The following is a 7,241-nucleotide window of genomic DNA, read 5'->3' as shown; positions in this document are numbered from 1 at the left end:
GCTGCCAAATCTGACACCGTTGCTGAGCATCTGGAAAAGGAAACTCAACTATAAACCGCAACCGCCGCTCAAATGCCTTATCCATTGCCGTTTTCAGATTCGTGGTTAGAATCGCAATTCCCTGATAACTCTCAATCTGCTGCAACAAATAACTCACCTCCTGATTGGCATAGCGATCGCGCGATTCTTTCACTTCCCCTCGTTTACCAAACAAAGCATCCGCCTCATCGAACAGCAGTACCACACCTCCCATCTGGGCTGCATCAAACACCTGCGCCAAATTCTTCTCCGTCTCGCCAATATACTTACTCACCACCGCACTCAAATCGACGCGATACAAATCCAACCGTAGTTGAGCCGCAATAATTTCCGCTGCTGTCGTTTTCCCTGTCCCACTTGGACCATAAAATAAAGCACTAATCCCCAATCCATGTCCCCGGTTGCGGTCAAATTGCCAATGCCGATACACTTGCGGGCGTAGTTGGGCTTGAGCAACAATATCTCGTAGTAGCTGCAACTGTTGTTCAGGTAAAGCCAAATCTGCGAAACTGCCCCGACATTCAATTCGCTGCGCCAAGGCATCTAAGTGCGGACGGGCTTGGATGCGACAGGTGTCCCAGAGTTGTTCGGAAACTGGAGAGGGATTATTCTCCCCCTCTTCCCCAACCGTTAAGGCACGAGTACAAGCGGCAACAATCCCCGGTGCTGAGAGATTGAACTGATAGGCTAACGCCTCTACCTGCCCATTTAACGACTCCCCCGCTGTCCCTAATTGTGCCAGCCAAATCGCCTGTTGTTCCTCCAGGGTAGGTTTCGGCACATCAAACGTAATCGGCGAACGTTGGGGGGAAAATAGCCGTTCCCGACTGGCGATAATTAAAGGAGTTTGCAAATTCTCTAGCAGTTGAAGAAATACTTGGCGTTGTAAACCATCCGCCCCATTCATCTCCTGACAATCCAGTAACAGGATACTATTGGTTAACCGTGCCGCCCGTTCCCAGCGCTGCATCAGTGCGGTTAAACTCCCGGCGGTGGATAATAAACCGGGTGTAGCTGTCAGAGTAGTCAGAGACACCTGCTTCAAATGACACCCCAGCAACGCACAAATCGCCGCCGCCACCGACTGCTGATCAGATAGCTGAGTGCCACACAGTTGAATAACTGGATAACTCGATACCGCCGTTGCCTGTAACCAAACTTGTACCACCTGTTGTACAATCCCTTGATGGGAGGGCGGTAGGGGGAAATCGGACTGAGGCGCGACTGGTTTAATTATTCCCTTTAACTGGGGATCGACATACTCTTCCCCCAACAAATACAGCAGGATACTCTCATCAATCCGCATCGGACTCAGGGTAAACGCCCGCCCTTGTTCAATCTCAATTAACTGCCAATGTCGCAACGCTGCATCAGCGGTAAACGCCTGCCAACTCGCCTCCGGCAAAATACGCGATGCTAAATAAGGTGTAGGATATGTCCACTGTTCATTCCCCTGGGCTTCGGCACATAAGCGCCCCATCATCGGGTCTAATTCCATCGCCGCACACAATAGCAGCACATAGCGCTCAAACCGCGAGAGTCCCAAGGCGCGACATAGCTGAGTCAAGGCGGGGGGCGGGAATAGGTTCACTGCTTCTTCCAGGTTCGGTGAAAACCCCAGTTCCTCGTCAAGTGGTTGATTTGCCAGTTGCGCCACATACCGTTCCAGCGTCTGGCGCACCATCCCGACGGTTGCACTCAGGTTAACCAGGTTATCAATTCTGAATTGATCGGCTACCGCTTGTCCCATAACATTTTGTATTTTCCCTGTCTAGCAGGATAAATGAAGGGAAAAACAAAGTCAATATGATGAATTTCATAAATGAGTTATTTGGCTTGATCAGAAAACCCCATTTCACAACGTTAATAAAATTCATGATTATGGGTATAAAAAACAACAATAAATAAACTCTAGTGGTTGTATAGTGCCATGACAAATAAAATCTTCTATAAGTCTCCTAGACGATCGCCTCTGTCCCTTCTCTACCTAAAAGTCTCTCAAGACACCCACTGCTTTTTCTGGATGTGTACCCTTTGTAAACCCCAGTCAGGAAAGCTCTCCATCATACAGCGCTCATCCCCGTGGTTACCGTAGTAGCGGTGGTTGTGGTTGCGGTAGCAACGGCGGTAGTTGTGGTGGCTGTGGTCGCTGTGGTGGTTGTGGCGGTGGATAAATTCTCACAGCCAGCCAACACTGGCGATCGCACCTTTATCTATTGATAATAAAGTTAAGACCGAATCACGATTAGCCGACAAAAAAATCTAGCAGCGCTTGGGCTGTCTGTTGCGGCGCTTCCTCTGGAAGAAAATGACCGCACTCCAACGCCTGACCCCGAACATCGATCGCGCGATCGCCCCAGGTTTGTAGGACATCATAGCGGCGTTGCATTACGCCTTTTGCTCCCCATAACACCAACAGAGGACATTGAATCTTCTGATCAATATCTGCCTCATCGTGTTCTAGATCAATAGACGCCGCCGCCCGATAATCCTCACAGGTGGCGTGAATCACAGCAGGTTGACTAAAGCAGCGAATATACTCCGCCATCGCCGCTTCGGTAAACCCCGCCTGTGTCGCACTCCATTGATGCATCTTGGTTTTCAGATAAAATTCTGGATCAGCACCAATCAGTCGTTCGGGAAAATCATAGGGCTGAATCAGAAAAAACCAATGTTCGTAAGCCGTGGCTAATTCTTTATCCACCGTTTGAAAAATCGTGCGGGTGGGTACAATGTCTAGAACCGCCGCTTTATCAACTCGGTTAGGATGGTCAAGCAGGAGACGATGCAACACCCGTCCGCCGCGATCGTGTCCGGCGGCGAAAAAATGCTTAAAACCCAGAATATCCATCAGTTCCACTTGATCTTGGGCAGTTACCCGTTTAGAATAGGTCAGATGGGTTGGATCAGAGTTGGGTTTATCGCTGTCACCATAGCCACGCAAATCTGCACAAATCACGGTGAAGTGCTGCGATAGAACTGGTGCAACCTGATGCCACATAACATAGGTTTGCGGATAACCATGGAGTAATAACAGAGGATATCCTGCGCCACCCATCACCAGATTAATCGTGGCGTCTGAGGTGGTAATCCGATGCTGGGTAAATTGCTCAAACATAAGTGCTAACAGGGAATCAGTAGACAGATCTTAACCAAGTACGTTAGTTTATACTCAGATACAGTATCTTGCTGTTACTCAGATGGTGCATGGGGTGAAATTCCTTCCCAGCAGCAGATACAGGTGTTTCCGATTAATTATCCGTTTTTTGATCGCGATCGCGCCATTGAGTTATACTGCTCGCGGTTACAACTGAGCTTTTGTCATGCAGAGCTTAGTGAAGTACAGCGTAACATAGTCGTGAGATTCTAGGCTAACGCCAAGCTTCGCTAACACTCCGCTTCAGTTCCTTCGCTTCGCTCAGGACTCAGAATGACAAATTTGACCGCGCGAAGTATAATTCAGACCATTTACGTTTCAAGGCAAGCATCTACTCTTCGCAAGCATCTACTCTTCTAGTGCATCGGTTCCATCTTTGTATCAGATGCTAGTTCTTTTGACAAAGAATACTAGCAGTGACCTGAAACTCTCGTGTTATCACGTAGGTCGGGAAGCCACTTGTACTAGGTCGCAAATTTCTATTTATAAAAAATAATTTAATTATTACGAATGAACTTAACCCGTCTAATTCAAGAATTAAACGACTATAGTAAACATGGAAACGGAGAGCTAATTCTAAAAAACTCTCAGGCATTTTGGACATTGTACTTGGTTCGGGGTCAATTACTGTATCCGAAAAGTAAACATCATCCCGTGAGACGCTGGAACCGGGCAATCAATCAGCATCGGTCGAATTGGCACTGGAGGACTGATTACTCCCAGTTTTCCGACAATCCTAGTTGGGAATGTCAGCTCATCGATCGCGGATTGAGCCAAAAACAACTTAGCCTAATTCAAGCCAAGTTAATCATTCGCAGTTTAGTTCAAGAATGTTTATTTGAACTCACACCTTACACGGATTTGAATAGAGACTGGAAACCCACCCAAACAGCGATATCGACATTTTGCAAAGTTGTCGCCTTATCCAGCAATGAAATACAAACGATTCTGGGTACAGCCGAGCAAATGCAGAAACAATGGCAAGCGGCTGGGTTAAGTCACCTTCACCCAACTATGGCTCCTATTTTACAAGAGGGAGCAGATATATCCGAATTGCCGATCGCAGACAAGTATCTTAATGGAAAATTAACCTTGTGGGATATTGCGGTTGAGCGAAATCAATCCATTATTGAAGTTACTCAATCTTTGGTGGATTGGACTAAACGAGGGATGATTAAATTTCAAGACATTCCCGATTTGACGTTACCAAGCAGCAACGATAATGCTGGGAATACTCCGATAGTTGCTGATAAAAAGCCACCTGAAATCCAGCAAACTCCACCCAAAGCTAAAACCTCTTTAATTGCTTGCATTGATGACAGTCCAGTGTTAACGCTCACCTTACGAAAAATTTTAATTCCGAATGGATATCAAGTGTTGAGTATTCCCGAACCGATGCGAGGGTTCTCTCAACTGATTGAACATAAGCCAGATTTAATTTTGCTTGACCTCCTTTTACCGAATGCTGATGGCTATAGCATTTGTAAGTTTCTGCGAGAAACTCCTGTGTTTAAAAAGACACCCATTATTATATTGACGGCTAAAAATACGTCAATTGACCGGACTCGCGCTCAACTTGTGGGTGCAACTGGGTTTTTAGCGAAACCGCCTCAAGCTCAAGAATTGTTGGAGATGGTGCAGCAACATTTGGGATAAGACAGCAGGTAGGAGGCACAAGAGAATGAGTCTGACTTTTCACATAGAGTTTTGTAGGGGCGGGTTTCACGATTATCTTTTCTTTAGCACCCGGATGTGACTAAACCCGCCCTAACCAAGTGAGTTTCAGATACCCGACTTCTGAGATAAATCGGGTATCTTATTGGTGAGTTATAGCACTACGCGCTATACAACGAGTGCCTAGTAGAGGGATTTGATATCAACTTTGAAGTGGGCAATTAGGGTCATCCGTTCGTAGGACAAGAAGTACAGATGCAACAGTTCTGGGTCATCTTGATCCCGATGCATGGCGACGCCAGCGAGAGCAACTTGATGATTGTTAATCCACCCGCCCTTAGAATCCAGTAATCCAGCGAAATAAGGACTTTTATCTGGATGGTTTGTTTTCAGTTCTTCGTAGTCTTGATAGAACGGAGGAATGCCAATTCCTAAAGGCATATACAAGCCCTTATTATATTCCTCTACAGGTAACTGCGGTAGGTTTTTGATATCAACGCCACTGATAAATAATTTGTTTTGTTCTCCGGATTTCGTATCCGTGAACGTTAACTCCAGTTCCTGTAAGGTTTCATCGACACCTATCGGGTCAATATTCCGGAGAACGGCTTTGTCAAATTGACCAATGCGCCAGTATTCATGTGTCCAAGGTTTATCCGTATTATAGTATCCAGGGGGAACAAAAGAGCCAAATTGAATCTCATGTTCACCGCTATAGAAATCGCCCCAAGTTTGCAAATTATTGGCGAGAACAGTGCGGACTTTACGGACTTGCTCACCGGACGCAATTATTTTTTCATCTAGGGGGAAATCGGCTTGAACTTCTTGCTCATCGATGACATCTCGCAGCAAGTCAGTCTTGACAACAGCGCCACTAGGATCTTGCCAATGTTCTAAGCGTCGCCAGTGTTTCCAATAGGAGATATTGTTGATTTTTTCAAAGGCTTGCTTGTACATTCCTAGGGGAAAGTCAAACCATCCTTGGTAGTAAAGGGCTTTATTGCCATCTTCTTGTGTGGTGAGAATGACTTCCCACAGTCCACCATTGATGCAGTTGTTGGCTAAGGCGACTTGGTAGAGGTTTTCTTTTTCAAACCCGTCACCGCCACTAATTTCAATATGCTCGGAGTCAGCCGGAAAACTGATCTGTTGGCGGTTCCATTCGCGGTTAGTAAAGGCAACGACTTCTAAGCCTTCATCGTTTTTAGTCCATTCGGGGGCTTTCGGGGTTAAAAGTTCTAAATCAATATTTTTGATGACAATTTTAGCGGTGTGGTCGTTATTCGGTTCTAGGACAAAATCGACATGGGTGTCATCCCGTTTGACAACGGTTAAGGTTCGGTCGTTATAGCGGCGGAATTTTTTACTTAAACCTGATGTGTTGGCGGGATATTTAGTATTGGTTAATTCCTTGAGATTAACCTCGATTGCATCGCTGACTTTATATCGAGTGGTCTGTCGGTACGCCAGTCCAGCTCCTCCTAAACCAATTACACCAATACATACAGCCAGCGTGCCAATTAAAATTTTATTCCTTGTTTTTTTTCCTGTTTTGCTCGCAGTTGAATCGGTGAGATGCATCGGATTATCTTCAGGCAAAGCCGAGTTTGACATGCAAGTTTCCCTGGTTTTTCGTTCTGAATAGCATATTAACCAATAAGTTTTAACTTTTGCAACCCCTTTGTATATTTTTTTTTCAAAATTCATCATTTCTTTAAAAAAGTGAAAGTATTACTTTACATTTTTCTTATATAAAATGATTCATTTTGACTTGAATGCTTAGGTGAAATAAGCGGCAAAAGCAATATATGTAGGGAGTGTAAACATAAAAAACTCTATATATAGCGCTTTTACCGAAACAAGGCTGATTTGCCGGAAGATGGCGGAAAACCATTAAGAACTAACAATAATTGTTCGTTTTGGGGGATAGCCTCTACCTTCAGGCAGAAGACGGAATTGTGAAAATAACTCAAAGTATATTTAAGCAAACACTGGTAAAATAAAAACTTTTATTAATAAAATATTAATACTTTCGTTTATCTGCTATAATTTGCATCTTTAGATTAGCTGGTTTATGAATTTGTCGGCAGAATTAGATAGTTTTAGTATTACACTTTCAGGGTTAATACAAAACAGTTGGTGATATATTGAAATATATCGCTATAGTCTGCAATAGACGTAATATAGACAACACAAGGGTTGTGAAGTTTTTCTCTCGGTGATTTCTACGCAGAGTCGCTGTAATACAGATAGACCGAAAATGGAGATTTTTGTATTACGCGGTTGAGGGGCGGGTTTAGGGAATCAATTGTCGGGGCGGGTTTAGGGAATCTGTAGGGGCGGGTTTAGGGACTAAATTTCGCTATTCACC

5 protein-coding genes are annotated in these 7,241 nt (G+C 44.8%); 2 read left to right on the top strand and 3 right to left on the bottom strand.

Translation table 11 applies throughout. From position 1 onward, the window contains the following. Positions 1-1,789, bottom strand: a 1,789-nt coding sequence (locus ACLFWI_RS23310; protein WP_446414908.1) for an ATP-binding protein, incomplete at its 3' end; no start/stop codon positions are given. 332 nt (positions 1,790-2,121) lie between these two features. On the opposite strand from ACLFWI_RS23310, the gene ACLFWI_RS23305 reads away from it, so the two are divergent. Next, positions 2,122-2,259, top strand: coding sequence for a hypothetical protein (locus tag ACLFWI_RS23305; protein ID WP_446408091.1), 138 nt, complete (start codon positions 2,122-2,124; stop codon positions 2,257-2,259). 25 nt (positions 2,260-2,284) lie between these two features. On the opposite strand, the gene ACLFWI_RS23300 is transcribed toward ACLFWI_RS23305, so the two are convergent. Then, entirely contained in the window at positions 2,285-3,157 is an 873-nt protein-coding gene (locus ACLFWI_RS23300) for an alpha/beta fold hydrolase (RefSeq protein WP_446414907.1), read from the bottom strand. A 549-nt stretch (positions 3,158-3,706) separates the two neighbouring features. Between ACLFWI_RS23300 and ACLFWI_RS23295 the strand changes: the two genes are divergently transcribed. Next, positions 3,707-4,852: a response regulator gene (locus ACLFWI_RS23295; protein WP_446414906.1), complete on the top strand. Its 1,146-nt coding sequence runs from the start codon at positions 3,707-3,709 to the stop codon at positions 4,850-4,852. Between the two features lie 201 nt (positions 4,853-5,053). On the opposite strand, the gene ACLFWI_RS23290 is transcribed toward ACLFWI_RS23295, so the two are convergent. Then, positions 5,054-6,484, bottom strand: a complete 1,431-nt coding sequence (locus tag ACLFWI_RS23290) for a hypothetical protein (protein ID WP_446414905.1) — start codon at positions 6,482-6,484, stop codon at positions 5,054-5,056. Positions 6,485-7,241 lie beyond the last annotated feature (757 nt).

The sequence above is a fragment of the Coleofasciculus sp. genome, assembly GCF_046539235.1.
Classification (GTDB): domain Bacteria; phylum Cyanobacteriota; class Cyanobacteriia; order Cyanobacteriales; family Coleofasciculaceae; genus Coleofasciculus.
Note: the sequence above shows the minus strand (reverse complement) of the source record. Positions and strands in the feature narration are given on the sequence as shown.

Excerpts from the sequence above, each read along its gene's own strand:
- ACLFWI_RS23295 (WP_446414906.1), top strand. The coding sequence starts at position 3,707 with ATGAACTTAACCCGTCTAATTCAAGAATTAAACGACTATAGTAAACAT.
- ACLFWI_RS23300 (WP_446414907.1), bottom strand. The coding sequence starts at position 3,157 with ATGTTTGAGCAATTTACCCAGCATCGGATTACCACCTCAGACGCCACG.
- ACLFWI_RS23290 (WP_446414905.1), bottom strand. The coding sequence starts at position 6,484 with ATGTCAAACTCGGCTTTGCCTGAAGATAATCCGATGCATCTCACCGAT.